Origin of the sequence: Pseudomonas fluorescens (assembly GCF_000968015.1) — a bacterium.
GTDB classification, from domain to species: domain Bacteria; phylum Pseudomonadota; class Gammaproteobacteria; order Pseudomonadales; family Pseudomonadaceae; genus Aquipseudomonas; species Aquipseudomonas fluorescens_W.
Genome location: NZ_LACH01000012.1, coordinates 69694 through 93769, shown reverse-complemented (window position 1 = coordinate 93769; position 24076 = coordinate 69694). Strand labels below are relative to the sequence as shown.

Below are 24076 nucleotides of genomic sequence, written 5' to 3'. Positions count from 1 at the left end.
TTTTGTTTTGTCCGCAGGAAAACTGCCCTGTAGGGTTTCTATGCAATGGCGTGGGGCATGGCTATCATGCGGGCCTCATTGTGAGGCGAGACTTGCATGCTGACATTGTTAAAGCTTCTTAAAGATGGCCGATTCCATTCGGGTCAGGCCTTGGGCGTCGCCTTGGGTGTCAGTCGTAGTGCCGTTTGGAAGCAGCTTCAACATTTAGAAGCTGAGCTGGGATTATCTATTCATAAGGTGCGGGGCCGCGGCTATCAACTGGCTGTGCCATTGACGCTGCTTGATCCTGTCGAGATAAGAGAGCAGGCGCCTTCTTGTGATTGGCCTATCCTGGTTTTCGATTCAATTGACTCCACTAATGCCGAGGCTTTGCGCGCCATAGAGCGGGGGCAGGCGGCACCCTTTCTGGTGCTTGCCGAGCGGCAAACTGCAGGTCGCGGGCGGCGTGGACGTAAATGGGCAAGTCCATTCGCGGAAAACATCTATTACAGCCTCGTGCTGCGTATTGAAGGTGGAATGCGTCAGCTGGAAGGCTTGAGTCTTGTTGTTGGGCTCGCCGTCATGCAGGCCCTGCGTGAGCTTGGTATTTCCGGGGCTGGATTGAAATGGCCCAACGATGTTCTGGTTGGTCAGAAGAAGATCGCCGGGATATTGCTCGAGCTGGTGGGGGATCCTGCTGATGTGTGTCACGTTGTGCTGGGTGTGGGAATTAATGTGAACATGCAGATTACCGATGAGGTAGATCAGCAGTGGACGTCCATGCGGCTAGAATCGGGCAAGGTGTTTGATCGAAATCACTTGGTCGGGGAGTTGGGTGCGACGCTCCAGGCATATCTGTCTCGTCATCAAGTCGACGGATTTTCAGCTATCCAGGCAGAGTGGGAGCAAAATCATCTCTGGCAGGGGCGGGCCGTGTCGTTGATCGCAGGTGTTAACCATATAGATGGCGAAGTGCTGGGTATTGATTGTCAGGGTGCTCTGCGCTTGAAGGTGGGTGGTGTGGAAAAAGTCTTTAGTGGTGGTGAGCTCAGTCTGAGGTTGCGTGATGATTCTTGAGCTCGACTGCGGAAACAGCTTTATCAAGTGGCGTGTGCTCGACGCGGATGTTCGGCGGGTGGTTGGCGAGGGCGTCGTTGATTCGGATCTCGCTTTGTTGGAGAGCTTGAAAGCGCTCAGGGGGCTCGCTCTCAAGTTTTGTCGGTTGGTCAGTGTCAGGACCGCCGAAGAAACCAGTGCACTGATTTCTCTGCTGACAGAGGCTTTTGGTGTATCGGTGGTATGTGCGGCGCCGTCCCGCGAAATGTCAGGGGTTCGTAATGGTTATGAGGAGTTCGAGCGGTTAGGGCTCGACCGTTGGCTGGCGATGCTTGGGGGATTTCAACTGGCTTCGGGGGCGTGCCTTGTGCTTGATTTTGGTACGGCTGTTACTGCGGACTTCATCTCTAGGGATGGAGAGCACCTCGGAGGATTTATATGCCCGGGAATGCCTCTGATGCGAAACCAGTTGCGTACCCACACCCGTAGAATTCGTTATGGTGATCTTGCAGCCGAGCGCGCTCTGGAAAGTCTTGCTCCCGGTCGGACAACTGTAGAAGCGGTCGAGCGGGGTTGCTCGTTGATGCTGAGAGGCTTTGTGCTGACGCAGCTAGAGTTGGCGCGTAGCTATTGGGGGGATGATTTTTCTGTGTTCCTCACTGGAGGAGATGCAGACCTGGTTTCCGAGATCGTGCCTGAGGCCAGGGTAGTTCCTGATCTGGTGTTTGTGGGGTTGGCTATGGCGTGTCCCTTGTCCTGAGGTTTTTATGCGTTGGTTGTTTCTGTTGCTGCTTGTTCTCAATGTGTTCTATTACATCTGGCACCAACAGGAGGCTCCCCTGCGTGCGAAGGATGTAACCCCTTTGAGCTTATATAAGGGGTCGCAGCAGGATATTCGCTTGTTGAGTGAGACAGCTGACGCGGCTCGTGACAGGGGAAAGTCTACCCAGGCAGACGATGGTTGCCTCTATCTGGGCGGTTTTACTCGTCAGGAAGCGGCTCAGGCGGTTGAGCGGCGGTTGAGCGGCATGGAAATCAAGTTCGAGTCCTTGCTGAGGCCCCCCGCCGAGTCTGATGGTTACTGGGTGCGTGTGGCACCAGAAAGCCGGCGTTGGCTGGATGATTCGCAGCTTAAAAACCTTTCTAGAGAATTCAATGAGTTAAAACATAAAATAATGCCGTGCGAGGGGGTTGCACCCGCTGAATAGTTTGCATAGAATGGCGCCCGCTTCGCAGTGAAGACCTTTAATGGTAAACGCTGCAAAGTGATGTCAACGCAGCTAACCTCAGGTTTTTAATGAGAAAATGCTTGACAGAAGGCTGGCATGATATACAATGCCGGCTCGCTTAGGAGGGGTTCCCGAGCGGCCAAAGGGATCAGACTGTAAATCTGACGTCTACGACTTCGAAGGTTCGAATCCTTCCCCCTCCACCATTTTTAGCGAGAGCTGCAAGCTCGCGGGTATAGTTTAGTGGTAGAACCTCAGCCTTCCAAGCTGATGATGCGGGTTCGATTCCCGCTACCCGCTCCAAGTTTGCAGATCCTGCATAGCGTTACGCTCTTGTAGCTCAGTTGGTAGAGCACACCCTTGGTAAGGGTGAGGTCAGCGGTTCAAATCCGCTCAAGAGCTCCATATAACAAGGCAGATATGAAAATATCTGCCTTTGTTTTAATGGCTTGTTTGACCTGCTCAATTCTTCTCCTAGGGGTGATTTTGATGGCTAAGGAAAAGTTCGAACGTAATAAGCCTCACGTCAACGTAGGTACCATTGGTCACGTCGATCACGGTAAAACTACTCTGACTGCTGCTTTGACCCGCGTCTGCTCCGAGGTTTTCGGTTCGGCAAAGGTTGACTTCGACAAAATCGATAGCGCCCCTGAAGAAAAAGCTCGTGGTATTACCATCAACACCGCTCACGTTGAGTACGATTCGGCCGTGCGCCACTACGCACATGTTGACTGTCCAGGTCACGCCGACTACGTAAAAAACATGATTACCGGTGCTGCTCAGATGGATGGCGCGATTCTGGTTTGCTCGGCCGCTGATGGTCCGATGCCGCAAACCCGTGAGCACATCCTTCTGTCCCGCCAGGTTGGCGTTCCGTACATCGTTGTCTTCCTGAACAAGGCTGACATGGTTGATGATGCGGAGCTGCTGGAGCTGGTTGAGATGGAAGTGCGCGACCTGCTGAGCACTTACGATTTCCCAGGTGATGACACTCCGATCATCATTGGTTCGGCGCTGATGGCGCTGAATGGTCAAGATGACAACGAGATGGGCACTACTGCCGTCAAGAAGTTGGTCGAGACTCTGGATAGCTACATTCCGCAGCCTGAGCGTGCTATTGATAAGCCGTTCCTGATGCCGATCGAGGATGTTTTCTCGATCTCTGGTCGCGGTACAGTTGTGACCGGTCGTGTTGAGCGTGGCATTGTCCGCATTCAGGAAGAAGTTGAGATTGTTGGTCTTCGTGACACTGTCAAAACTACTTGCACTGGTGTTGAAATGTTCCGCAAGCTGCTCGACGAAGGTCGTGCTGGCGAGAACTGCGGCGTATTGCTGCGTGGTACCAAGCGTGATGATGTTGAGCGTGGCCAGGTTCTGGTCAAGCCAGGCACTGTTAAGCCGCATACCAAGTTCACCGCTGAAGTTTACGTTCTGAGCAAGGAAGAGGGCGGTCGTCATACGCCGTTCTTCAAAGGCTACCGTCCACAGTTCTACTTCCGGACCACCGACGTGACCGGTAACTGCGAACTGCCGGAAGGCGTTGAAATGGTGATGCCAGGTGATAACGTTCAAATGACGGTCACTCTGATCAAAACCATCGCAATGGAAGATGGTCTGCGTTTCGCCATTCGTGAAGGCGGTCGTACCGTCGGCGCTGGTGTCGTTGCTAAGGTTATCGAGTAAGTTGTTGTAATGTCTTTTTCGGGCCGGCATAATGGTCGGCCTGATTTTGTTTTAGGTCAGTAGCTCAATTGGCAGAGCGACGGTCTCCAAAACCGTAGGTTGGGGGTTCGATTCCCTCCTGACCTGCCAGATTCACTTGGTGTGTCTGGCTTTCTTTTCACAGGATCTTCATAGATGACTCCTAAAGCTGAAGCTCAAGGCTCTCGCTTCGATCTGCTCAAGTGGCTAGTAGTAGTCGCTTTGGTGGTTGTTGGCGTTGTTGGCAATCAGTATTACTCTGCTTCGCCGATCCTGTACCGCGTACTAGCTTTGCTCGTCATTGCTGCTGTAGCTGCCTTTGTAGGCCTGCAAACAGTCAAGGGCAAGTCTTTCTTTGTACTGGTTAAGGAAGCTCGTACCGAGATTCGTAAAGTCGTATGGCCAACTCGCCAAGAAACCACGCAGACCACGTTGATCGTTGTGGCTGTTGTACTGGTTATGGCGTTGCTGTTGTGGGGGCTTGATTCCCTGCTCGGTTGGCTTGTTTCCTTGATTGTCGGCTAAGGGTGTCCCGTGGCTAAGCGTTGGTACGTTGTGCATGCTTACTCCGGTTACGAGAAGCATGTCATGCGCTCGTTGGTAGAGCGCGTAAAGCTGGCTGGCATGGAAGATGGCTTTGGCGAAATTCTGGTTCCCACTGAAGAAGTGGTTGAAATGCGTAATGGCCAGAAACGCAAAAGCGAGCGCAAATTCTTCCCAGGTTATGTGCTGGTTCAGATGGACATGAATGAGGGTACTTGGCACTTGGTCAAGGATACTCCTCGGGTGATGGGTTTTATCGGCGGTACTGCTGATAAGCCTGCACCTATCACAGATAAAGAGGCAGAAGCGATTCTGCGTCGCGTTGCTGATGGTAGCGACAAGCCGAAGCCGAAGACGTTGTTCGAGCCAGGTGAGTCGGTACGTGTCAATGACGGTCCGTTTGCCGACTTTACTGGCACGGTCGAAGAAGTTAACTACGAGAAGAGCCGGATTCAAGTGGCAGTGCTCATTTTCGGTCGCTCTACTCCGGTAGAGCTAGAGTTCAGCCAGGTCGAAAAAGTCTAGCTGAGCAAGCATCCCAACCCCGCAGCCCTAGGCTGTGGGGTTTTGTCGTCACTGGGATAAACGCGCAAGTAACCGGGGAGCCTTTCGAGGCGTTCGAACCCGTAATTGGAGTGCCTCATGGCCAAGAAGATTACCGCTTACATCAAGCTGCAAGTGAAGGCCGCTCAGGCTAACCCAAGCCCACCTGTTGGTCCTGCTCTGGGTCAGCACGGCGTGAACATCATGGAATTCTGCAAGGCTTTCAACGCCCGTACTCAGGGTATTGAACCAGGTCTGCCGACTCCAGTGATCATCACTGTCTACAGCGACCGTAGCTTCACTTTCGAAACCAAATCCACACCTGCTTCGGTTCTGCTGAAGAAAGCTGCTGGTCTGACTAGCGGTTCCGCTCGTCCGAACACCGTTAAGGTTGGCACCGTTACCCGTGCTCAGCTGGAAGAAATCGCGAAAACCAAAAACGCGGATCTGACTGCAGCTGATATGGACGCGGCCGTGCGTACTATCGCCGGTTCTGCTCGTAGCATGGGCCTTAACGTGGAGGGTGTGTAATGGCTAAGTTGACCAAGCGTCAAAAGGCTATCGCCGGCAAAATCGAAGCAGGCAAATCCTACAACTTTGTAGACGCTGCTGCTCTGCTGGCAGAGCTGTCGACCGTCAAGTTCAGCGAGTCGTTTGACGTTGCTGTAAACTTGGGCGTTGACCCGCGTAAATCCGACCAGGTCGTTCGTAGCGCTACTGTGCTGCCACACGGCACTGGCAAGACTGTTCGCGTTGCAGTGTTCACCCAAGGTCCAGCTGCTGAGGCCGCTTTGGCTGCCGGCGCTGACCGTGTAGGTATGGACGATCTGGCTGCCGAAATGAAAGGCGGCGACCTGAACTATGACGTAGTTATCGCATCCCCGGATGCAATGCGCGTTGTTGGTCAGTTGGGTCAGATCCTGGGCCCTCGTGGCCTGATGCCTAACCCTAAAGTCGGCACCGTAACGCCAGACGTAGCTACCGCGGTTAAGAACGCCAAGGCTGGTCAGGTTCGTTATCGCACCGACAAAAACGGCATCATCCACACCTCCGTTGGCAAGGTCGGCTTCGACGCCGTCAAGCTGAAGGAAAACGTTGAAGCCCTGATCGCTGATCTGAAGCGTATCAAGCCAGCTTCCTCGAAAGGTATTTACGTCAAGCGCGTTACCCTGAGCACCACTATGGGTCCAGGCCTGGTCATCGACCAAGGCTCGCTCGACGCGTAAGACACAGGTTGGCGCAAGCGATTGCGCCAATTGAAAGATTGGGGTCCCTGCCTGGCGGGGGCTATCCAAGACCGTAGGCGACGCAAGTCTTAAACCTCAAGCCTACGCAGATGGTGCTCCCGGTTCCTTACCGAATCAGACACCAAAACGACATCTGGCCTCGGTTGGATGAAACGGTAACAAGCAGGAGTTTTTCCCGTGGCAATTAAACTTGAAGACAAGAAGGCCATCGTCGCTGAAGTCAACAAGGCTGCCCAAGTTGCTCTGTCCGCTGTCGTGGCTGATGCCCGTGGCGTAACAGTAGGCGCTATGACCGGACTCCGTAAAGAGGCTCGTGAAGCTGGCGTTTACGTACGTGTTGTACGTAACACCCTGCTCAAGCGCGCCGTTGCTGGCACTCAATATGACGTGCTCAACGACGTGTTCACTGGCCCGACCTTGATTGCATTCTCCAAAGATCATCCGGGCGCTGCTGCTCGTATCTTCAAAGAGTTCGCAAAAGGTCAGGATAAGTTCGAGATCAAGGCAGCTGCGTTCGAGGGCAAGTTCCTCGCAGCTAATCAGATCGACGTACTGGCAAGCCTGCCGACCCGTGACGAAGCAATTTCTCAGCTGATGAGCGTGATTCAAGGCGCAACCAGCAAATTGGCTCGTACTCTGGCGGCTCTTCGCGACCAGAAAGAAGCTGCCGCAGCCTAAGGCTGAGCGACTCCTTTCAGCGTTTATTGTTTATTTCGATGGCCGCGTAGGCTGTCACCCCAATACAGGAATTTATAGTCATGTCTCTGACTAACGACCAAATCATCGAAGCAATCGGCGAAAAATCCGTTCTGGAAATCGTTGAGCTGATCAAGGCCATGGAAGAGAAGTTCGGCGTTTCCGCTGCCGCTGCTTCCGCTGGTCCAGCTGCTGTCGCTGCCGTTGTTGAAGAACAAACTGAATTCAACGTCATGCTGCTGGAAGCTGGCGAGAAGAAAGTTAACGTGATCAAGGCAGTACGTGAACTGACCGGTCTGGGCCTGAAAGAAGCCAAGGCTGTAGTTGACGGCGCTCCAGGCGTTGTTCTGGAAGCTGTTTCGAAAGACGCAGCTGACAAAGCAAAAGCCACTCTGGAAGAAGCAGGCGCTAAAGTCGAGCTGAAATAAGCATCGACTTTGCGTCTCCAGCCCGAGCGTTAAGCGAAAGGCTGATGGCTGGTGGCTCTTGCCACCGGCCTTTTTCCGTTATTGGCAGCCGACTGGGTCGGTGCTGATAACGAGCTGTAACCACCCGATGCGGTGGCGCAAACCATGGGGTTTGCACGATTTTCTGGCTGCTCCCGTCGGGAGGGGCCAAACAAGCAGGTGACCAAGCTGGGGAACGCTGATGGCTTACTCATATACTGAGAAAAAACGTATCCGCAAGGACTTTAGCAAGTTGCCGGACGTCATGGATGTGCCGTACCTCCTGGCCATCCAGCTGGATTCGTATCGTGAATTCTTGCAAGCGGGAGCGACTAAAGATCAGTTCCGCGACGTGGGCCTGCATGCGGCCTTCAAATCCGTTTTCCCGATCATCAGCTACTCCGGCAATGCTGCGCTGGAGTACGTCGGTTATCGCCTGGGCGAACCGGCATTTGATGTCAAAGAATGCGTATTGCGCGGTGTAACTTACGCCGTACCTTTGCGGGTAAAAGTGCGCCTGATCATTTTCGACAAAGAATCGTCGAACAAAGCGATCAAGGACATCAAAGAGCAAGAAGTCTACATGGGTGAAATTCCCCTGATGACTGAGAACGGTACCTTCGTAATCAACGGTACCGAGCGTGTAATCGTTTCCCAGCTGCACCGTTCCCCGGGCGTGTTCTTCGACCACGACCGTGGCAAGACGCACAGCTCCGGCAAACTGTTGTACTCGGCGCGTATCATTCCTTACCGCGGCTCGTGGCTGGACTTCGAGTTCGACCCGAAAGACTGCGTATTCGTGCGTATCGACCGTCGTCGCAAGCTGCCTGCATCGGTATTGCTGCGCGCGCTGGGCTATACCACTGAAGAAGTGCTGGACGCGTTCTACACCACCAACGTTTTCCACCTGAGCGGCGAAACCCTCAGTCTGGAACTGATTGCTTCGCGTCTGCGTGGTGAAATTGCTGTTCTTGATATTCAGGACGAGAAGGGCAAGGTCATCGTTGAGGCTGGTCGCCGTATTACTGCGCGCCACATCAACCAGATCGAAAAAGCCGGTCTCAAGACCCTGGAAGTGCCTCTGGACTACGTCTTGGGCCGCACTACCGCCAAGGCCATCGTGCATCCGGCAACCGGCGAAATCCTGGCAGAGTGCAACACCGAGCTGAACACCGAGATCCTGGCCAAAATCGCCAAGGCTCAGGTTGTTCGCATCGAAACTCTGTACACCAACGATATCGACTGCGGTCCGTTCGTCTCCGACACTCTGAAGATCGACTCCACCAGCAACCAATTGGAAGCGCTGGTCGAGATCTATCGCATGATGCGTCCAGGCGAGCCGCCAACCAAAGACGCTGCCGAGACCTTGTTCAACAACCTGTTCTTCAGCCCTGAGCGCTATGACCTGTCTGCGGTCGGCCGGATGAAGTTCAACCGTCGTATCGGTCGTACCGAGATCGAAGGTTCGGGCGTGTTGTGCAAAGAAGACATCGTTGCGGTGCTGAAGACTCTGGTCGACATCCGCAATGGTAAAGGCATCGTCGATGACATCGACCACCTGGGTAACCGTCGTGTTCGCTGCGTAGGCGAAATGGCTGAGAACCAGTTCCGCGTTGGCCTGGTACGTGTTGAGCGTGCGGTCAAAGAGCGTCTGTCGATGGCTGAAAGCGAAGGCCTGATGCCGCAAGACCTGATCAACGCCAAGCCAGTAGCTGCGGCGGTGAAAGAGTTCTTCGGTTCCAGCCAGCTTTCCCAGTTCATGGACCAGAACAACCCGCTGTCCGAGATCACCCACAAGCGTCGTGTTTCTGCACTCGGCCCTGGCGGTTTGACTCGTGAGCGTGCTGGCTTTGAAGTTCGTGACGTACACCCGACTCACTACGGTCGTGTATGCCCGATTGAAACGCCGGAAGGTCCAAACATCGGTCTGATCAACTCCCTGGCCGCTTATGCGCGCACCAACCAGTACGGCTTCCTCGAAAGCCCGTACCGTGTGGTGAAAGACGCTCTGGTCACCGACGAGATCGTGTTCCTGTCCGCCATCGAAGAAGCTGATCACGTGATCGCTCAGGCTTCGGCCACGATGAACGACAAGAAAATGCTGATCGACGAGCTGGTAGCTGTTCGTCACTTGAACGAGTTCACCGTCAAGGCGCCGGAAGACGTCACCTTGATGGATGTTTCTCCGAAGCAGGTAGTTTCGGTTGCAGCGTCGTTGATCCCGTTCCTCGAGCACGATGACGCCAACCGTGCGTTGATGGGTTCGAACATGCAGCGTCAAGCTGTACCAACCCTGCGCGCTGACAAGCCGCTGGTCGGTACTGGCATGGAGCGTAACGTAGCTCGTGACTCCGGCGTTTGCGTCGTGGCTCGTCGTGGTGGCGTTATCGATTCCGTCGACGCCAGCCGTATCGTGGTTCGTGTTGCAGATGATGAAGTTGAAACCGGTGAAGCTGGTGTCGACATCTACAACCTGACCAAATACACCCGCTCCAACCAGAACACCTGCATCAACCAGCGTCCGCTGGTGCGTAAAGGTGATCGGGTTCAGCGTAGCGACATCATGGCTGACGGCCCGTCCACCGACATGGGTGAACTGGCGCTGGGTCAGAACATGCGCATCGCGTTCATGGCCTGGAACGGTTACAACTTCGAAGACTCCATCTGCCTGTCGGAACGAGTTGTTCAAGAAGACCGCTTTACCACGATCCACATTCAGGAACTGACCTGTGTGGCACGTGACACCAAGCTAGGGCCAGAGGAAATCACTGCAGACATCCCGAACGTGGGTGAGGCTGCACTGAACAAGCTGGACGAAGCCGGTATCGTTTACGTAGGTGCTGAAGTTGGCGCAGGCGACATCCTGGTTGGTAAGGTCACTCCGAAAGGCGAGACCCAGCTGACTCCGGAAGAAAAACTGCTGCGTGCCATCTTCGGTGAAAAAGCCAGCGACGTTAAAGACACCTCCCTGCGCGTGCCTACCGGCACCAAGGGTACCGTCATCGACGTACAGGTCTTCACTCGCGACGGCGTTGAGCGTGATGCTCGTGCACTGTCGATCGAGAAGACTCAACTCGACGAGATCCGCAAGGACCTGAACGAAGAGTTCCGTATCGTTGAAGGCGCCACTTTCGAACGTCTGCGTTCCGCTCTGGTAGGCCACAAGGCTGAAGGCGGCGCAGGTCTGAAGAAAGGTCAGGACATCACCGACGAAATCCTCGACGGTCTTGAGCATGGCCAGTGGTTCAAACTGCGCATGGCTGAAGATGCTCTGAACGAGCAGCTCGAGAAGGCTCAGGCCTACATCGTTGATCGCCGCCGTCTGCTGGACGACAAGTTCGAAGACAAGAAGCGCAAACTGCAGCAGGGCGATGACCTGGCTCCAGGCGTGCTGAAAATCGTCAAGGTTTACCTGGCAATCCGTCGCCGCATCCAGCCGGGCGACAAGATGGCCGGTCGTCACGGTAACAAAGGTGTGGTCTCCGTGATCATGCCGGTTGAAGACATGCCGCACGATGCCAATGGCACCCCGGTCGACGTCGTCCTCAACCCGTTGGGCGTACCTTCGCGTATGAACGTTGGTCAGATCCTTGAAACCCACCTCGGCCTCGCGGCTAAAGGTTTGGGCGAGAAGATCAACCGGATGATCGAAGAACAGCGCAAAGTCGCTGAGCTTCGTAAATTCCTCGACGAGATCTACAACCAGATCGGCGGTCGTAACGAAGATCTGGATAGCTTCTCCGACCAGGAAATCCTGGATCTGGCGAAGAACCTGCGTGGCGGCGTTCCAATGGCCACTCCAGTGTTCGACGGCGCCAAGGAAAGCGAAATCAAGGCCATGCTGAAACTGGCAGACCTGCCAGAAAGCGGCCAGATGCAGCTGACCGACGGCCGTACCGGCAACAAGTTCGAGCGCCCGGTTACTGTTGGCTACATGTACATGCTGAAGCTGAACCACTTGGTAGACGACAAGATGCACGCTCGTTCTACCGGTTCGTACAGCCTGGTTACTCAGCAGCCGCTGGGTGGTAAGGCGCAGTTCGGTGGTCAGCGTTTCGGGGAGATGGAGGTCTGGGCACTGGAAGCATACGGTGCTGCTTACACTCTGCAAGAAATGCTCACAGTGAAGTCGGACGATGTGAACGGCCGTACCAAAATGTACAAAAACATCGTGGATGGCGATCACCGTATGGAGCCGGGCATGCCCGAGTCCTTCAACGTGTTGATCAAGGAAATTCGTTCCCTCGGCATCGATATCGATCTGGAAACCGAATAACACGTGACGCGAATCGAGAGCGGGGCAGGATTGCCCGCTCTCTGCTCCGCCAGGAGGAAAGGCCTTGAAAGACCTACTGAATTTGCTGAAAAACCAGGGTCAAGTCGAAGAGTTCGACGCCATCCGTATTGGATTGGCATCGCCTGAGATGATCCGTTCGTGGTCGTTCGGTGAAGTTAAAAAGCCGGAAACCATCAACTACCGTACGTTCAAACCTGAGCGTGACGGCCTGTTCTGCGCCAAGATCTTTGGCCCGGTAAAGGATTACGAGTGCCTGTGCGGTAAGTACAAGCGCTTGAAGCACCGTGGTGTGATCTGCGAGAAGTGCGGCGTTGAAGTCGCGCTGGCTAAAGTTCGTCGTGAGCGCATGGCGCACATCGAACTGGCCTCCCCAGTTGCCCACATCTGGTTCCTGAAATCGCTGCCGTCGCGTATCGGCTTGCTGATGGACATGACCCTGCGTGATATCGAACGCGTTCTCTACTTCGAGAGCTATGTCGTTATCGATCCAGGCATGACCACCCTTGAAAAAGGCCAGCTGCTCAACGATGAGCAGTACTTCGAAGCGCTGGAAGAGTTTGGCGACGATTTCGATGCCCGCATGGGTGCCGAGGCTGTACGTGAGCTGCTGCACGCTATCGATCTGGAGCACGAGATTGGTCGTCTGCGTGAAGAAATTCCGCAAACCAACTCCGAAACCAAAATCAAGAAGCTGTCCAAGCGTCTGAAGTTGATGGAAGCCTTCCAGGGTTCCGGCAACCTTCCAGAGTGGATGGTGCTGACCGTTCTGCCGGTTCTGCCGCCAGATCTGCGTCCACTGGTCCCGCTGGATGGCGGTCGCTTCGCGACTTCCGACCTCAACGATCTGTATCGTCGAGTGATCAACCGTAACAACCGCTTGAAGCGCCTGCTTGATCTGTCCGCTCCGGACATCATCGTGCGCAACGAAAAGCGTATGTTGCAGGAAGCTGTCGATGCACTGCTCGATAACGGTCGTCGTGGCCGCGCTATCACCGGTTCCAACAAGCGTCCTCTGAAATCCCTGGCTGACATGATCAAGGGTAAACAGGGTCGTTTCCGTCAGAACTTGCTCGGTAAGCGTGTTGACTACTCCGGTCGTTCGGTAATTACCGTAGGTCCGACTCTGCGTCTGCATCAGTGCGGTCTGCCGAAGAAGATGGCTCTCGAGCTGTTCAAGCCGTTCATTTTCGGCAAGCTGGAAATGCGTGGTCTCGCTACCACCATCAAAGCTGCCAAGAAGATGGTCGAGCGCGAGCTGCCTGAGGTTTGGGACGTTCTCGCTGAAGTGATCCGTGAACACCCGGTTCTCCTCAACCGTGCACCGACCCTTCACCGTCTGGGTATCCAGGCGTTTGAACCGGTACTGATCGAAGGTAAGGCTATCCAGCTGCACCCGTTGGTCTGTGCCGCGTACAACGCCGACTTCGACGGCGACCAAATGGCCGTGCACGTACCGCTGACACTGGAAGCCCAGTTGGAAGCGCGTGCGTTGATGATGTCGACTAACAACATTCTGTCGCCAGCCAACGGTGAGCCAATCATCGTTCCGTCGCAGGACGTTGTATTGGGTCTGTACTACATGACTCGTGAAGCGATCAACGCCAAGGGCGAAGGTCGTGTATTCGCGGATCTGCAAGAAGTTGACCGTGTGTTCCGTGCCGGCGAAGCCGCACTGCACGCCAAGGTCAAAGTGCGGATCAACGAAACCGTCAACGATCGTGATGGTGGCAGCGTCAAGAACACCCGTATCGTCGACACCACTGTCGGCCGTGCGCTGTTGTTCCAGGTTGTTCCACCTGGCCTGTCATACGACGTCGTCAACCAGCCGATGAAGAAAAAGGCGATCTCCAAGCTGATCAACCAGTGCTACCGCGTGGTTGGTTTGAAAGAGACCGTGATCTTCGCTGACCAGTTGATGTACACCGGTTTTGCCTATTCGACCATTTCCGGCGTTTCCATCGGTGTTAACGACTTCGTTATCCCGGATGAAAAAGCCCGCATCATCGGTGCTGCTACCGACGAAGTGAAAGAGATCGAAAGTCAGTACGCCTCCGGCCTGGTAACCCAGGGCGAGAAGTACAACAAAGTGATCGACCTTTGGTCCAAGGCGAACGACGAAGTTTCCAAGGCGATGATGGCCAACCTCTCGAAAGAGAAAGTCATCGACCGTCATGGTGTCGAAGTCGACCAGGAATCCTTCAACTCGATGTACATGATGGCCGACTCGGGCGCACGGGGTTCTGCTGCGCAGATCCGTCAGCTCGCCGGTATGCGTGGCCTGATGGCCAAGCCGGACGGTTCCATCATCGAAACGCCGATTACGGCGAACTTCCGTGAAGGTTTGAGCGTACTTCAGTACTTCATCTCCACTCACGGTGCTCGTAAAGGTTTGGCGGATACCGCGTTGAAAACTGCGAACTCCGGTTACCTGACTCGTCGTCTGGTAGACGTGGCGCAGGATCTGGTAGTAACCGAGATCGATTGCGGCACCGAACATGGCCTGGTAATGACTCCGCACATTGAAGGCGGTGACGTTGTTGAGCCGCTGGGTGAGCGCGTATTGGGTCGTGTTATCGCCCGTGACGTGTTCAAGCCAGGTACCGAAGAAATCATCGTTCCTGCCGGCACGCTGGTAGACGAGAAGTGGGTCGAGTTCATCGAGCTGAACAGCATCGACGAAGTGATCGTGCGTTCGCCGATCAGCTGCGAAACCCGCTACGGCATTTGCGCCAAGTGCTACGGCCGTGACTTGGCTCGTGGTCACCAGGTGAACATCGGTGAAGCGGTCGGCGTTATTGCTGCCCAGTCCATCGGTGAGCCGGGTACCCAGCTGACCATGCGTACGTTCCACATCGGTGGTGCGGCAAGCCGGACCTCCGCTGCGGACAGCGTTCAGGTGAAGAATGGCGGTACCGTCCGTCTGCACAACCTGAAGCACGTTGAGCGAGTGGATGGTTGCCTGGTTGCTGTGTCCCGTTCCGGTGAGCTGGCAATCGCTGATGACTTCGGTCGTGAGCGCGAGCGTTACAAGCTGCCGTACGGTGCTGTGATTTCGGTTAAAGAAGGTGACAAGGTCGACGCTGGCGCAATCGTGGCCAAGTGGGATCCGCACACTCACCCAATCGTTACCGAAATGAAAGGTACCGTGACCTACGTGGGCATGGAAGAAGGCATCACGATCAAACGTCAGACTGACGAATTGACCGGTATGACCAACATTGAAGTACTCGACGCCAAAGACCGTCCAGCTGCCGGTAAAGATATCCGTCCTGCTGTGAAGATGGTTGATGACAACGGCAAGGATCTCTTGCTGCCGGGTACCGACGTAATTGCTCAGTACTTCCTGCCTGCTAACGCCCTGGTCGGTGTAGCGGACGGTGCGAAAATCGCGATCGGTGATGTTATCGCTCGTATTCCGCAAGAGACTTCGAAAACCCGTGACATCACCGGTGGTCTGCCGCGTGTTGCCGACTTGTTCGAAGCCCGTCGTCCGAAAGAAGCCTCGATTCTGGCTGAAGTCAGCGGCACCATCGCGTTCGGTAAAGAGACCAAAGGCAAGCGCCGTCTGGTCATTACCCCGAACGACGGTAGCGATCCGTACGAAGAGCTGATTCCGAAGTGGCGTCACCTGAACGTCTTCGAAGGCGAACAGGTAAACCGCGGCGAAGTTATCTCCGACGGCCCGAGCGATCCACACGACATCCTGCGTCTGCTGGGTGTGAGTGCGCTGGCCAAGTACATCGTGAACGAGATCCAGGACGTTTATCGTCTGCAAGGCGTGAAGATCAACGACAAGCACATCGAGACCATCCTGCGTCAGATGCTGCGTAAAGTTGAGATCGCTGAATCCGGCGATTCCAGTTTCATCAAGGGCGACCAGATGGAATTGACTCACGTTCTGGTAGAGAACGAGCGTCTGGCTGGCGACGAGAAATTCGTTTCCAAGTTCACTCGCGTGCTGTTAGGTATCACCAAGGCGTCGTTGTCCACCGAATCGTTCATCTCGGCGGCTTCCTTCCAGGAAACCACTCGCGTACTGACCGAAGCGGCGGTAACCGGCAAGCGCGATTACCTGCGCGGCCTGAAAGAAAACGTAGTCGTTGGTCGTCTGATCCCGGCTGGTACCGGCCTGGCTTATCACAGCGAGCGCAAGCGCCGCCGTGATGCTGACAAACCGTTGCGCGTAAGCGCCAGTGAAGTGGAAGCTGCACTGACCGAAGCGCTGAACTCGAGCGGTAACTGAGTTCTGCGGTAAATGAGCGTAAGGCCCTGGCCATTCCGTTCATCGAATCGAGACAATTTGTCGAGGTTGGATGAGTGGGGAGGTCGGGGCCTTGCCTTGACTGGGGGCAAGATCCTCTTTAGACTCTTGTACCCCTAAATTTGGCGGGAATTCGTTCCTGCCATTTTGCTTTTCTTGCAAGACAATAGCGTCGCAAGACAACAGTGGAGCTAGTAGATGGCAACTATCAACCAGCTGGTACGTCAGCCGCGTAAGCGTATCGTCGAGAAATCCGACGTGCCTGCGCTGCAGAACTGCCCGCAACGTCGTGGCGTATGCACCCGTGTGTATACCACCACGCCGAAAAAACCTAACTCGGCACTGCGTAAAGTATGCCGTGTGCGTCTGACCAACGGTTTCGAGGTTTCCTCGTACATCGGCGGTGAAGGCCACAACCTGCAAGAGCACAGCGTGGTACTGATCCGCGGCGGTCGTGTAAAAGACTTGCCAGGTGTTCGTTACCACACCGTACGCGGTTCTTTGGATACTTCCGGCGTTAAAGGTCGTAACCAGGGTCGCTCGAAGTACGGTACCAAGAAGCCTAAGTAGTAGTGGCTTTTTGTAAAAACTGATTTTCTATTTTTCTGAGTCGATAAGAGTAAGGTCGGAGGCGTCCCGAAAGGGCACCGATTCCGAGCGAACCTGAAGACCGTTTGAGGGCTTATCCATGCCAAGAAGACGCGTAGCAGCCAAGCGCGAAGTGCTTGACGATCCAAAATACGGAAGCCAAATCCTGGCCAAGTTCATGAACCACGTGATGGAAAGCGGCAAGAAAGCCGTTGCCGAGCGTATCGTTTATGGCGCGCTGGAGAAGGTTAAAGAACGCAAGAACAGCGACCCCCTGGAAATCTTCGAGAAAGCTCTCGACGCCATCGCTCCGCTGGTCGAAGTAAAGTCGCGCCGTGTAGGCGGTGCTACTTACCAGGTTCCGGTTGAAGTTCGTCCGTCCCGTCGTAACGCCCTGGCAATGCGCTGGTTGGTAGACTTCGCCCGCAAGCGCGGCGAGAAGTCTATGGCTCTGCGTTTGGCTGGCGAACTGTTGGACGCTGCCGAAGGTAAAGGTGCTGCAGTTAAGAAGCGTGAAGACGTGCACCGTATGGCTGAAGCCAACAAGGCTTTCTCGCACTACCGCTTCTAATTTTAGCGTCACTAATTTTGCGAGGGCTTTATGGCTCGTACAACACCGATTAATCGCTACCGTAACATCGGTATCGTTGCTCACGTGGATGCTGGTAAAACCACCACCACCGAGCGCGTCCTTTTTTACACCGGCAAAAGTCACAAAATGGGCGAGGTGCATGACGGCGCCGCGACCACAGACTGGATGGTGCAGGAGCAGGAGCGTGGTATTACCATTACTTCTGCTGCTATTACCGCCTTCTGGCAGGGTTCCGAGAAGCAGCATAAAGACCAATACCGCTTCAACGTCATCGACACCCCGGGCCACGTTGACTTCACTATTGAAGTTGAGCGTTCCCTGCGTGTTCTCGACGGCGCGGTCGTTGTGTTCTGCGGTACCTCGGGCGTTGAGCCTCAGTCGGAAACCGTATGGCGTCAAGCCAACAAGTACGGCGTTCCACGTCTTGTTTACGTAAACAAGATGGACCGTGCTGGTGCGAACTTCCTGCGCGTGATCGGTCAGATCAAGCAGCGTCTGGGTCACACTCCGGTGCCAATCCAGTTGGCTATCGGTTCCGAAGACAACTTCCAGGGTCAGATCGATCTGATCGCTATGGAAGCTGTTTACTGGAATGACTCTGACAAAGGCATGGTTCCAGTTCGCAAGCCTATCCCTGCTGAACTGCAGGAATTGGCTGACGAATGGCGCGGCAACATGGTTGAAGCTGCGGCTGAAGCCAGCGAAGAGCTGATGAACAAGTACCTCGAGGGTGAAGAACTCACCAACGCGGAAATCAAGGCCGCTCTGCGTCAGCGTACTATCGCTGGTGAGATCGTTCTGGCTGTTTGTGGTTCTTCCTTCAAGAACAAGGGTGTTCCCCTGGTTCTCGACGCCGTTATCGACTACTTGCCTGCTCCTACCGACATTCCTGCCATCAAGGGTACTGACCCGGATGACGAGACCAAGGAAATGGAGCGTCACGCAGACGACAGCGAGCCGTTCTCGGCTCTGGCGTTCAAGATCGCTACCGACCCATTCGTGGGTACCTTGACCTTTGTTCGAGTTTACTCGGGCGTGTTGGCCTCCGGCGACGGCGTGATCAACTCGGTTAAAGGCAAGAAAGAGCGCGTGGGTCGTATGGTGCAAATGCACGCAAACGCCCGTGAAGAAATCAAGGAAGTACGCGCTGGTGACATCGCGGCCTTGATCGGCATGAAGGACGTCACCACTGGTGAAACTTTGTGCAACGCTGACAAGCCAATCATCCTGGTTCGCATGGACTTCCCGGAGCCGGTTATTTCGGTTGCCGTAGAGCCTAAGACCAAGGACGACCAGGAAAAAATGGGTATCGCTCTGGGCAAACTTGCTCAGGAAGACCCGTCTTTCCGCGTCAAGACTGATGAAGAGACTGGTCAAACGATCATCTCCGGCATGGGCGAGTTGCACCTGGACATCCTGGTTGACCGGATGCGCCGTGAGTTCAACGTCGAAGCCAACATCGGTAAGCCTCAAGTTTCGTACCGTGAGCGCATCACGAAGAGCTGCGAAATTGAAGGCAAGTTCGTTCGCCAATCCGGCGGTCGTGGCCAGTTCGGTCACTGCTGGATTCGTTTTGCTCCTGCTGACGAAGGTCAGGAAGGTCTGCAATTCCTGAACGAAGTAGTGGGTGGTGTGGTTCCTAAGGAATACATCCCGGCTATCCAAAAGGGTATCGAAGAGCAGATGAAGAACGGCGTTGTTGCCGGCTATCCGCTGATCGGCCTGAAGGCTACCGTGTTTGATGGTTCCTACCACGACGTCGACTCCAACGAGATGGCGTTTAAGGTGGCTGCTTCCATGGCGACCAAGCAACTGGCCCAGAAGGGCGGTGGTGAGTTGCTTGAGCCGATCATGGCGGTAGAGGTTGTTACGCCTGAAGACTATATGGGTGACGTGATGGGCGACCTTAACCGTCGTCGCGGCATGATCCTGGGTATGGAAGACACGGTTTCCGGCAAAGTGATTCGCGCCGAGGTTCCGTTGGGTGAGATGTTCGGTTACGCAACCGACGTTCGTTCCATGTCCCAAGGTCGCGCAAGCTACTCTATGGAATTCAAAAAATACAATACAGCTCCGTCGCATATCGTCGAAACTGTTACCAAAAAACAAGGCTGATTCAGCCCCTTTAGGCTAGGAGTTAATTGTCGTGGCTAAAGAAAAATTTGACCGTACCCTCCCGCACGTCAACGTTGGCACCATCGGTCACGTCGACCACGGTAAAACCACGCTGACCGCTGCTCTGACTCGCGTCTGCTCCGAAATTTTCGGTTCGGCCGTTGTTGCTTTCGACAAAATCGACAGCGCTCCGGAAGAAAAGGCTCGTGGTATCACCATCAACACCGCACACGTTGAATACAACTCGCTGATCCGTCACTACGCTCACGTTGACTGCCCAGGTCACGCTGACTATGTGAAGAACATGATCACCGGTGCTGCTCAAATGGACGGCGCTATCCTGGTTTGCTCGGCCGCTGATGGTCCGATGCCACAAACCCGTGAGCACATCCTGCTGTCCCGTCAGGTTGGCGTTCCGTACATCGTTGTCTTCCTGAACAAGGCTGACATGGTTGACGACGCTGAGCTGCTGGAACTGGTTGAGATGGAAGTGCGCGATCTGCTGAGCACTTACGACTTCCCGGGCGACGACACTCCGATCATCATCGGTTCGGCTCTGATGGCTCTGAACGGCCAAGACGACAACGAAATGGGTACCACCGCTGTTAAGCGCCTGGTAGAAACTCTGGACAGCTACATCCCGGATCCAGTTCGTGTTATCGACAAGCCGTTCCTGATGCCAATCGAAGACGTATTCTCGATCTCCGGTCGTGGCACTGTTGTAACTGGCCGTATCGAGCGCGGTATCGTCAAGGTTCAGGATCCACTGGAAATCGTTGGTCTGCGTGACACTACCGTCACCACCTGCACCGGTGTTGAAATGTTCCGTAAGCTGCTCGACGAAGGTCGTGCTGGCGAGAACTGCGGCGTGCTGCTGCGCGGCACCAAGCGTGACGACGTTGAGCGTGGCCAGGTTCTGGTCAAGCCGGGTTCGGTTAAGCCGCACACTACCTTCGAAGCTGAAGTGTACGTGTTGAGCAAAGAAGAAGGCGGTCGCCACACTCCGTTCTTCAAAGGCTATCGTCCACAGTTCTACTTCCGGACCACTGACGTGACCGGTAACTGCGAACTGCCGGAAGGCGTTGAAATGGTAATGCCAGGCGACAACATCAAAATGGTTGTCACCCTGATCAAAACCATCGCAATGGAAGATGGTCTGCGTTTCGCTATTCGTGAAGGCGGTCGTACCGTCGGCGCTGGCGTCGTAGCCAAAATCATCGCTTAATAAGTGATGACTTGAAAAAGCCCCCGCCTAGCGGGGGCTTTTTTATTGGGTTGACACTGTAGTAGCCCGTCTATAGAATTGCGCCTCCTTTTAACGGGCGTATTGCGCTCGCTGGGAATAGCAGCCGGAGTCTGAAATCCAATGCAAAATCAGCAAATCCGTATCAGGTTGAAGGCTTTTGACCATCGCCTGATCGACCAATCCACCCAGGAAATCGTGGAAACCGCGAAACGTACTGGTGCTCAAGTGCGTGGTCCAATTCCACTGCCTACCCGTAAAGAGCGGTTCACCGTTCTGGTCTCCCCGCACGTCAACAAAGACGCGCGTGACCAGTATGAGATCCGTACTCATAAGCGCGTTCTGGACATCGTCCAGCCAACGGATAAAACCGTTGATGCTCTTATGAAGCTTGATCTTGCGGCCGGTGTGGAAGTGCAGATCAGCCTCGGCTAAGACTCGGTCTTAGTCGTGTAACGCTCTGAAATGGGCGGCCATAGCGGGTGAAAGCCCCGTACACTCATGAGGTTTACAACATGACTATTGGTGTAGTCGGTCGTAAATGCGGTATGACCCGTATTTTCACCGAAGAAGGTGTCTCCATTCCGGTCACGGTCATTGAGATCGAACCGAATCGCGTCACCCAGTTCAAAACTGAAGAGACCGATGGCTATCGTGCAGTGCAAGTCACTGTAGGCGAGCGTCGTGCTTCGCGTGTTACAGCTGCTCAAGCTGGCCACTTCGCTAAAGCGAACGTTGCCGCTGGTCGTACCGTAATGGAATTCCGTCTTGAAGAAGGCGAGTACCAGGCCGGCGATCTGATCAACGCTGAAATCTTCGCCGCTGGTCAACTGGTTGATGTAACCGGTCAGTCCAAAGGTAAAGGCTTCCAGGGTACGATCAAGCGTTGGAATTTCCGCGGGCAAGATAATACCCACGGTAACTCCGTATCCCACCGCGTTCCAGGCTCTATCGGCCAGTGCCAGACTCCTGGTCGTGTATTCAAGGGCAAAAAAATGTCCGGTCATATGGGCGCTGAGCGCGTGACCGTGCAGTCCCTCGAAGTAGTGCGCGTGGACGCTGAACGCAATCTGTTGTTGGTCAAGGGCGCTGTTCCTGGCGCTACTGGCGGCAACTTGGTTGTACGTCCAGCAGCCAAGGCTCGCGGTTAAGGGGAAGCTGACATGCAATTAAATGTAAATGACGCTCAAGCGATCGAAGTTTCCGAACTGACATTTGGCGGCGAATTCAACGAGACGCTGGTTCACCAAGCAGTCGTGGCCTACATGGCCGGCGGCCGTCAAGGTAGCAAGCAGCAAAAGACCCGTTCCGACGTTCGTGGTGGCGGTAAGCGCCCATGGCGTCAGAAAGGTACTGGCCGTGCTCGTGCCGGTACTATCCGTAGCCCAATCTGGCGTGGCGGCGGTACCACTTTCGCAGCTCGTCCTCAGGATCACACCCAGAAGCTGAACAAGAAGATGTATCGCGCAGCAATGCGTTCCATCCTTGCTGAGCTGGTGCGTACTGATCGTCTGGTTGTGGTTCAGGACTTCGCTGTTGATGCACCGAAGACCAAAGATCTGCTGAACAAGCTGACCGGCATGGGCCTGACTGACGTCTTGATCGTGTCTGAAGTAGTTGATCAGAACCTGTACCTGGCTGCTCGTAACCTGCCACACGTTGATGTACGTGACGTGCAAGGTTCCGATCCAGTTAGTCTGATCGCATACGACAAGGTGTTGATCACCGTGTCGGCCGTGAAGAAATTCGAGGAGCTGCTGGGATGAACCAGGAACGCGTATTTAAAGTTCTGCTTGGCCCGCACGTTTCCGAGAAGGCTACGGTTCTGGCTGACAAGAAAGGCCAGTTCGTTTTCAAGGTTGCAACTGACGCAACCAAGCTGGAAATCAAGAAGGCCGTCGAAAGCCTGTTCAGCGTGAAAGTAGAGCGTGTTACTACCCTGAATGTTCTGGGTAAGAGCAAGCGCACTGCTCGCGGTCTGGGCAAGCGTAATGACTGGAAGAAGGCAGTTATCTCCCTTCAGCCAGGCCAAGATCTCGATTTCAGCAGCAGTGCTGAGTAAGGAAGGGGTGCATCATGGCAATCGTTAAATGCAAACCGACTTCCCCTGGCCGCCGTTTTGTGGTCAAGGTGGTCAACCAGGAGCTGCATAAAGGCGCTCCTCACGCACCGCTGCTCGAGAAAAAATCGAAGACTGGTGGTCGTAACAACAATGGTCGCATTACCACTCGTCACATCGGTGGTGGCCATAAGCAGCATTATCGTCTGGTCGATTTCCGTCGCAACGACAAAGATGGCATCTCTGCCACTGTCGAGCGTATTGAATACGATCCAAACCGTACTGCTCACATTGCTCTGCTGCTGTACGCAGATGGCGAGCGTCGCTACATCATCGCCCCTAAAGGCGTGAGTGCTGGCGACCAGCTGATCGCAGGTGCTCTGGCACCGATCAAGCCGGGCAACGCTCTGCAACTGCGTAACATTCCAGTTGGTAGCACCGTACACGGCATCGAATTGAAGCCAGGTAAAGGCGCGCAAATCGCTCGTTCCGCTGGTGCTTCGGCTCAGCTGATCGCTCGTGAAGGTGTCTACGTGACCCTGCGTCTGCGTTCTGGTGAGATGCGTAAAGTGCTGGCTGAATGCCGCGCGACCCTGGGTGAAGTCTCGAACTCCGAGCACAGCCTGCGTTCGCTGGGTAAAGCTGGTGCCAAACGCTGGCGTGGCGTTCGCCCAACCGTTCGTGGTGTTGCCATGAACCCGGTTGACCACCCACATGGTGGTGGTGAAGGTCGTACCTCTGGTGGTCGTCATCCGGTATCGCCATGGGGCTTCCCGACTAAGGGCGCGAAGACTCGTGGTAATAAGCGTACCGACAAAATGATCGTCCGTCGTCGCAAGTAAATAGAGGGATACGACAGTGCCACGTTCTCTGAAAAAAGGTCCTTTTATTGATCTTCACCTACTGAAGAAGATCGAAGTGGCGGCGGAAAAGAACGATCGCAAACCAGTTAAAACCTGGTCGCGTCGTTCGATGATCCTGCCACAAATGGTCGGTTTGACCATTGCAGTGCATAACGGTCGTCAACATGTTCCAGTTCTCGTGAACGAAGACATGGTCGGCCACAAACTGGGCGAGTTTGCCGGTACCCGCACATATCGTGGGCACGTGGCAGACAAGAAAGCCAAGCGTTAAGGGGTAAGGAACGATGGAAGTAGCCGCTAAGTTGTCGGGCGCTCGAATCTCCGCCCAGAAAGCCCGCTTGGTCGCCGACCAGATCCGCGGGAAGAAGGTGGGCGAAGCGCTCAACCTGTTGGCTTTCAGCAGTAAGAAAGCCGCCGAGATCATGAAGAAAGTGCTGGAGTCGGCCGTAGCCAACGCCGAGCATAACGAAGGCGCAGACGTTGATGACCTTAAAGTCAGCACCGTTTTCGTCAACGAAGGGCGTTCGCTGAAGCGAATCATGCCACGTGCCAAAGGCCGTGCTGATCGCATCGTCAAGCGGTCTTGCCATATCACTGTCAAGGTTGCTGACAAGTAAC

General features: G+C 54.7%; 23 protein-coding genes and 4 tRNA genes. All 27 read left to right on the top strand.

The features are described 5' to 3' along the window. Positions 1 to 96: 96 nt before the first annotated feature. The 27 genes from birA to rplV all read left to right on the top strand — a co-directional run bounded on the left by birA (position 97) and on the right by rplV (position 24075). Positions 97 to 1056 carry a bifunctional biotin--[acetyl-CoA-carboxylase] ligase/biotin operon repressor BirA gene (gene birA, locus VD17_RS07180; RefSeq protein ID WP_046053260.1) on the top strand — a complete coding sequence of 320 codons (960 nt, stop codon included), beginning with the start codon at positions 97 to 99 and terminating at the stop codon, positions 1054 to 1056. Then, positions 1046 to 1795: a pantothenate kinase gene (locus tag VD17_RS07175; protein ID WP_046053259.1), complete on the top strand. Its 750-nt coding sequence runs from the start codon at positions 1046 to 1048 to the stop codon at positions 1793 to 1795. The genes birA and VD17_RS07175 overlap by 11 nt, the downstream gene beginning before the upstream one ends. A 7-nt stretch (positions 1796 to 1802) precedes the next feature. After that, a complete protein-coding gene (locus tag VD17_RS07170; RefSeq protein WP_046053258.1) occupies positions 1803 to 2243 on the top strand; it encodes a hypothetical protein in 441 nt (146 codons plus the stop codon). A 142-nt stretch (positions 2244 to 2385) separates the two neighbouring features. Continuing rightward, positions 2386 to 2470: transfer RNA gene (locus VD17_RS07165), tRNA-Tyr, on the top strand. A 23-nt stretch (positions 2471 to 2493) separates the two neighbouring features. After that, positions 2494 to 2567: transfer RNA gene (locus VD17_RS07160), tRNA-Gly, on the top strand. 26 nt (positions 2568 to 2593) lie between these two features. Then, positions 2594 to 2669: transfer RNA gene (locus VD17_RS07155), tRNA-Thr, on the top strand. 84 nt (positions 2670 to 2753) lie between these two features. Continuing rightward, complete coding sequence (gene tuf, locus VD17_RS07150; protein WP_007896619.1) at positions 2754 to 3947, top strand: elongation factor Tu; 1194 nt, start codon at positions 2754 to 2756, stop codon at positions 3945 to 3947. 53 nt (positions 3948 to 4000) lie between these two features. After that, positions 4001 to 4076: transfer RNA gene (locus tag VD17_RS07145), tRNA-Trp, on the top strand. Positions 4077 to 4121: 45 nt separating this feature from the next. Beyond that, positions 4122 to 4490, top strand: coding sequence for a preprotein translocase subunit SecE (gene secE, locus VD17_RS07140; RefSeq protein WP_007896620.1), 369 nt, complete (start codon positions 4122 to 4124; stop codon positions 4488 to 4490). Positions 4491 to 4499: 9 nt separating this feature from the next. Continuing rightward, the gene (nusG, locus tag VD17_RS07135; protein ID WP_007896622.1) at positions 4500 to 5033 is read left to right on the top strand and encodes a transcription termination/antitermination protein NusG; all 534 of its coding nucleotides are present in this window, start codon (positions 4500 to 4502) and stop codon (positions 5031 to 5033) included. A gap of 117 nt (positions 5034 to 5150) precedes the next feature. Beyond that, complete coding sequence (gene rplK / locus VD17_RS07130) at positions 5151 to 5582, top strand: 50S ribosomal protein L11 (protein WP_003210097.1); 432 nt, start codon at positions 5151 to 5153, stop codon at positions 5580 to 5582. Beyond that, the gene (rplA, locus tag VD17_RS07125) at positions 5582 to 6277 is read left to right on the top strand and encodes a 50S ribosomal protein L1 (RefSeq protein WP_007896626.1); all 696 of its coding nucleotides are present in this window, start codon (positions 5582 to 5584) and stop codon (positions 6275 to 6277) included. The genes rplK and rplA overlap by 1 nt, the downstream gene beginning before the upstream one ends. Before the next feature lie 198 nt (positions 6278 to 6475). Then, complete coding sequence (rplJ, locus tag VD17_RS07120; protein WP_008145489.1) at positions 6476 to 6976, top strand: 50S ribosomal protein L10; 501 nt, start codon at positions 6476 to 6478, stop codon at positions 6974 to 6976. Positions 6977 to 7056: 80 nt separating this feature from the next. Next, positions 7057 to 7422, top strand: a complete 366-nt coding sequence (gene rplL / locus VD17_RS07115) for a 50S ribosomal protein L7/L12 (protein WP_008145490.1) — start codon at positions 7057 to 7059, stop codon at positions 7420 to 7422. A gap of 220 nt (positions 7423 to 7642) precedes the next feature. Further along, complete coding sequence (gene rpoB / locus VD17_RS07110; protein ID WP_046053257.1) at positions 7643 to 11716, top strand: DNA-directed RNA polymerase subunit beta; 4074 nt, start codon at positions 7643 to 7645, stop codon at positions 11714 to 11716. Positions 11717 to 11780: 64 nt separating this feature from the next. After that, a complete protein-coding gene (gene rpoC / locus VD17_RS07105; RefSeq protein ID WP_007896632.1) occupies positions 11781 to 15980 on the top strand; it encodes a DNA-directed RNA polymerase subunit beta' in 4200 nt (1399 codons plus the stop codon). A gap of 216 nt (positions 15981 to 16196) precedes the next feature. Next, positions 16197 to 16568 carry a 30S ribosomal protein S12 gene (gene rpsL, locus VD17_RS07100; protein WP_002555494.1) on the top strand — a complete coding sequence of 124 codons (372 nt, stop codon included), beginning with the start codon at positions 16197 to 16199 and terminating at the stop codon, positions 16566 to 16568. Positions 16569 to 16686: 118 nt separating this feature from the next. Beyond that, a complete protein-coding gene (rpsG, locus tag VD17_RS07095; RefSeq protein ID WP_002555493.1) occupies positions 16687 to 17157 on the top strand; it encodes a 30S ribosomal protein S7 in 471 nt (156 codons plus the stop codon). 30 nt (positions 17158 to 17187) lie between these two features. Further along, positions 17188 to 19293, top strand: coding sequence for an elongation factor G (fusA, locus tag VD17_RS07090; protein ID WP_046053256.1), 2106 nt, complete (start codon positions 17188 to 17190; stop codon positions 19291 to 19293). A 31-nt stretch (positions 19294 to 19324) separates the two neighbouring features. Then, positions 19325 to 20518 carry an elongation factor Tu gene (tuf, locus tag VD17_RS07085; RefSeq protein WP_046047317.1) on the top strand — a complete coding sequence of 398 codons (1194 nt, stop codon included), beginning with the start codon at positions 19325 to 19327 and terminating at the stop codon, positions 20516 to 20518. Positions 20519 to 20659: 141 nt separating this feature from the next. Continuing rightward, positions 20660 to 20971 carry a 30S ribosomal protein S10 gene (gene rpsJ / locus VD17_RS07080; RefSeq protein WP_003186070.1) on the top strand — a complete coding sequence of 104 codons (312 nt, stop codon included), beginning with the start codon at positions 20660 to 20662 and terminating at the stop codon, positions 20969 to 20971. Between the two features lie 80 nt (positions 20972 to 21051). Continuing rightward, positions 21052 to 21687 (top strand): 50S ribosomal protein L3, encoded by a 636-nt coding sequence (gene rplC, locus VD17_RS07075; protein ID WP_003186059.1) that lies wholly within the window; start codon positions 21052 to 21054, stop codon positions 21685 to 21687. 12 nt (positions 21688 to 21699) lie between these two features. Beyond that, complete coding sequence (rplD, locus tag VD17_RS07070) at positions 21700 to 22302, top strand: 50S ribosomal protein L4 (RefSeq protein WP_007896707.1); 603 nt, start codon at positions 21700 to 21702, stop codon at positions 22300 to 22302. Continuing rightward, on the top strand, positions 22299 to 22598 hold the full coding sequence (rplW, locus tag VD17_RS07065) for a 50S ribosomal protein L23 (RefSeq protein ID WP_002555488.1): 300 nt from the start codon (positions 22299 to 22301) through the stop codon (positions 22596 to 22598). The genes rplD and rplW overlap by 4 nt, the downstream gene beginning before the upstream one ends. Positions 22599 to 22612: 14 nt before the next feature. After that, positions 22613 to 23437: a 50S ribosomal protein L2 gene (rplB, locus tag VD17_RS07060; RefSeq protein WP_003176423.1), complete on the top strand. Its 825-nt coding sequence runs from the start codon at positions 22613 to 22615 to the stop codon at positions 23435 to 23437. 16 nt (positions 23438 to 23453) lie between these two features. Next, positions 23454 to 23729: a 30S ribosomal protein S19 gene (gene rpsS / locus VD17_RS07055; protein ID WP_002555486.1), complete on the top strand. Its 276-nt coding sequence runs from the start codon at positions 23454 to 23456 to the stop codon at positions 23727 to 23729. A 13-nt stretch (positions 23730 to 23742) separates the two neighbouring features. After that, the gene (gene rplV / locus VD17_RS07050; RefSeq protein ID WP_003103908.1) at positions 23743 to 24075 is read left to right on the top strand and encodes a 50S ribosomal protein L22; all 333 of its coding nucleotides are present in this window, start codon (positions 23743 to 23745) and stop codon (positions 24073 to 24075) included. The last annotated feature ends 1 nt before the right edge of the window (position 24076 follow it).